At 69.1% G+C, this 2,542-nt stretch carries 2 protein-coding genes; both read left to right on the top strand.

Annotated elements, in window-relative coordinates:
- The first annotated feature begins 163 nt into the window (after window positions 1-163).
- Window positions 164-829 (top strand): TetR/AcrR family transcriptional regulator, encoded by a 666-nt coding sequence (locus tag ACWGLC_RS17730; RefSeq protein ID WP_452101092.1) that lies wholly within the window; start codon window positions 164-166, stop codon window positions 827-829.
- Window positions 826-2,400, top strand: coding sequence for an MDR family MFS transporter (locus ACWGLC_RS17725; RefSeq protein ID WP_452101091.1), 1,575 nt, complete (start codon window positions 826-828; stop codon window positions 2,398-2,400). Before ACWGLC_RS17730 ends, ACWGLC_RS17725 begins: the two co-directional genes overlap by 4 nt.
- Window positions 2,401-2,542: the final 142 nt, after the last annotated feature.

The raw sequence follows: 2,542 nt of genomic DNA, 5'->3' as shown, positions 1-2,542 counted from the left end.
CACGCTACCGCCGTGAGAGGGCGGCGTCCTAGGCCGCTAGACGACGGGGGCTTAGTGCGGAACCACTATAGGCAGACCCGGTTCCGGATTCCAAATCAGGAGGGTGTCGAAGTTCACCAGGTATAAATATGCACTCGGTGCAAAGTTTGGCTAGGCTTCCGCCATGACTTCCCCACCCGACGCCGACTCGCTCCGCGAGCGCAAGCGGCGCGCGACGATGGTCGCCATCGAGGACGCCGCCACGTCGCTCGTGCTCGAGCACGGCTACGACGCGGTGACCGTCGACCAGATCTGCGCGGCCGCCGAGGTCTCCAAGCGGACCTTCTTCAACTACGTCGCCTCCAAGGAGGCCGCGGTCATCGGCACGACCCCCGAGGACGTCCCCGACGCCGCACGCGCGGAGTTCCTCGTCGGGGCCGACCCGGACGTCCCGCGCGCCCTGCTCACGCTGTTCCTCTCGGCGTTCGCCGCGGTCCGCACGGCCGACGACGCGCAGACCGCCGTCCTTCTGCAGCGTCGGCGCGCCATCTTCCGTGAGCACCCCGACCTGGCCGCCGCGCGGATGACCGCCTCGTCGAAGTTCCAGCTCCGGCTCGTCGACCTGCTCACCCAGCATTTCGGACGGAGCCCACAGCTACGGCGGCTCACCACCGTCCCCGTCGACGCCGAGGCGCGTGCCTACGTCGCGCTGATCGCCGCCTCCGGGAGCCTCGGGCTGTCGACCTGGCTCACCCGCGAACACGCCACCCTCGCCGACCTCAACGCCGACTGCCTCATGGCCCTCGGCCAACTCGCCCAGCTCGCAGCCCTCTCAGAGAGGTCAGTATGACCGACACCACCACCCGACCACACGCGGAGACGAACGCCCCGGCCGCGCCCGGCCACAACGTCCCGCTGGTCTTCACCTCGCTGCTGCTGGGGATGCTCATCGTGTCCCTGGGGCAGATGATCTTCGCCACCGCGCTCCCGACCATCGTCGCCGACCTCGGCGGCGTCGACCGGATGAGCTGGGTCATCACCGTCTACCTGCTCACCATGACCATCGGCCTGCCGGTATACGGCAAGCTCGGTGACCAGATCGGCCGCAAGCCCCTGTTCGTGGCCGCGATACTGCTGTTCTCCGCCGGCTCGCTCCTCGGCGCACTGTCCTGGAACATCGACGTCCTCATCGTTGCGCGCGCCATCCAGGGCCTCGGCGGCGGCGGGCTCATGGTCCTGTCGCAGGCGATCGTCGCCGACGTCGTGCCCGCCCGCCAGCGCGGTCGGTACATGGGCATCATGGGCGCGGTCTTCGGGCTCTCCTCCGTCCTCGGGCCACTCCTCGGCGGGTTCTTCACCGAGGGGCCCGGTTGGCGCTGGGCGCTGTGGTTCAACCTCCCGGTCTGCCTCCTAGCCCTGGTCGTGGCGGTGGCCTTCCTCCGTCTCCCCCGCCGCGGCGCCGGCCGACGGACGGACTGGGCCGGCACGCTCCTCATGGCCACCGGCACCACCGCGCTCATCCTGCTCTCGTCGTGGGGCGGCCACCGGTTCGGCTGGACCGACCCGGCGATCTTCGCCCTGGGCGCAGTGTTCCTCGTCTGCGCGGTCGCGTTCGTCCTGGTCGAGCTGCGCTCCGCCGATCCGCTGATCCCCATGACCCTGTTCCGCCAGCGCAACTTCACCCTGTCCACCGCGGCCGGGCTCATCATCGGCGTGTCGATGTTCGGGTGCATCGCCTACCTGCCCACCTACATCCAGATGGTCCACGGGCTCAGCCCCACCGCCGCCGGCCTCATGATGACGCCGATGATGGCCGGGATGATGGGCACCTCGATCGTCGTGGGCAACATCGTCAGCCGCACCGGCCGCTACAAGTGGTACCCGGTGGTCGGCTCGGTGGTCATGGCCGTCGGCCTCTGGCTGATCGGCTCGCTCCGGGCCGAGGACACCCTCACGCACCTCGGGGTGGTCCTGTTCGTGTTCGGCTTCGGACTCGGCCTGTGCATGCAGCTGCTGGTCCTCATCGTGCAGAACTCGTTCCCCATCACCATGGTCGGCACGGCCACCGCGTCCAACAACTTCTTCCGTCAGATCGGCGCCACACTGGGGTCGGCGGTCGTCGGCTCGGTGTTCGTCAGCCGCCTCGCCGATCTCATGGGCGAGCGGATCCCCGCCGCGGCCCAGCAGATGGGGCCCGAAGGAGCTGAGGTCGCCGCAGGTTTCTCGAACGGCTCCGGCGCCGCGAACTCGATGAGCCCGGAGATACTCGCCGGCCTTCCCGGGCCGCTGCACGACGCGATCGTCGGAGCGTACAACGACGCCCTCGTTCCGATCTACCACGTCGTGGTGCCACTGCTCCTCGTCGCCACCGTGATGCTGCTGTTCATCCGCGAGGACAAGCTCAAGGAGACGATCGACTGAGCAGGCCGGCGACGCCGGTGGCCGGACCGGCCACCCGCGTCGCCTGTCGCGGTCCCTCGCCCGGCCCCGGCCCGGACGGTGCGACACCGGGTTAAAGGCCAGAATGTGTGTATGGATACCCGGATTTAGTGGGTGTGGCCTG

Source organism: Dietzia sp. NPDC055877 (assembly GCF_053615975.1).
This window is presented reverse-complemented; position numbering and strand designations above follow the sequence as displayed.

Bases quoted from the DNA above. Each gene is read 5' to 3' on its own strand.
- ACWGLC_RS17730 (WP_452101092.1), top strand. From the start codon at position 164: ATGACTTCCCCACCCGACGCCGACTCGCTCCGCGAGCGCAAGCGGCGC.
- ACWGLC_RS17725 (WP_452101091.1), top strand. From the start codon at position 826: ATGACCGACACCACCACCCGACCACACGCGGAGACGAACGCCCCGGCC.